This window comes from Mycobacterium sp. E735 (assembly GCF_001666955.1).
Classification (GTDB): Bacteria; Actinomycetota; Actinomycetes; order Mycobacteriales; family Mycobacteriaceae; genus Mycobacterium.
Genome location: NZ_LZIX01000121.1, coordinates 1 through 919 on the forward strand (window position 1 = coordinate 1; position 919 = coordinate 919).

At 65.6% G+C, this 919-nt stretch carries 2 protein-coding genes; one reads left to right on the forward strand and one right to left on the reverse strand.

Annotation, left to right across the window (positions count from 1 at the left end):
- Nucleotides 1–48 precede the first annotated feature (48 nt).
- Nucleotides 49–366, forward strand: a complete 318-nt coding sequence (locus tag A5704_RS10010) for an STAS domain-containing protein (protein WP_067748303.1) — start codon at nucleotides 49–51, stop codon at nucleotides 364–366.
- A gap of 17 nt (nucleotides 367–383) precedes the next feature.
- Here the strand turns inward: A5704_RS10010 and A5704_RS10015 are convergent, their stop codons facing one another.
- Nucleotides 384–887: a DUF2505 domain-containing protein gene (locus A5704_RS10015; RefSeq protein WP_067748295.1), complete on the reverse strand. Its 504-nt coding sequence runs from the start codon at nucleotides 885–887 to the stop codon at nucleotides 384–386.
- Between the last annotated feature and the right edge of the window lie 32 nt (nucleotides 888–919).

A 919-nucleotide genomic window follows, 5' to 3' on the forward strand; every position in this document is an offset into this window, starting at 1 on the left:
TCCTGGTGCCGCCGGAACCACGGTTCACCTATCCGCGAGGATCACATGATGCCCACGTCGCTCTCCCTCGACACCGCGCGCCGCGCCGACGGGGAGCTGATGTTGGTCGCGGCCGGGGAGATCGATCTGAGCAACATCGACGACTTCGTGCAGGCCCTCACCAACATCAGCGGAGAAGCCGCGAGCGGTGGTCCGCTCACCGTCGACCTCAGCGGCGTCGAGTACCTCGACAGCGCCGCCATCAATGCCTTGTTCTCCCACGCCGACCACATCAACCTGATCGCCCACCCGATCCTGATGCCGATCCTCACCATCAGCGGCCTCACCGAATTGGTCGCCGTCGAACCCGCGGCTTTGGCGGACTGACGACGACCGGCCGAGCGTCAGGGGTTCTCGGCGATCCAGGTGGTGGTGAAGCGCTGCAACGCTGGCAGGCTTTGGGTCAGATCGGCTTGCATCGATTTCTCGAGTTTGCGGCCCACCAACGGGATCCTCATCGCCACCTCCACGGCGAAGCGCAGTCGAGCCCCGTCTCCGGCGGGCGCCATGACCGCGTCCGCGCGCCCTGACCCCAGACCGCCGGAGGACACGACGTTGATCTGCCCGCGGACTTCGCCATCACCGATCGATCGCCACGTCTCGCTGTGAACGATCTTCAGCTCCCCGGGGACGACCTTGGCAATCAGCGCGGGCATTATCTGCCGGGATACGTGTTGGGTTGCCCGCATGCTCACCGTGCCGTCGGCGTCGACTTCCAGCGAATCCAGCGTGGTGGGGGCGTTGCTCGCTTTCAGGCGGGCCAGCCAGTAGTCCTCGCGCCCAAACGCCGCGTGGATTTGTTCCACGCTGGCGGGCGATTCGATGCGGATGTCGAAGGAGCGCGACATAGCAACCGATTCTTGCAAAGGGCCGGCCACGG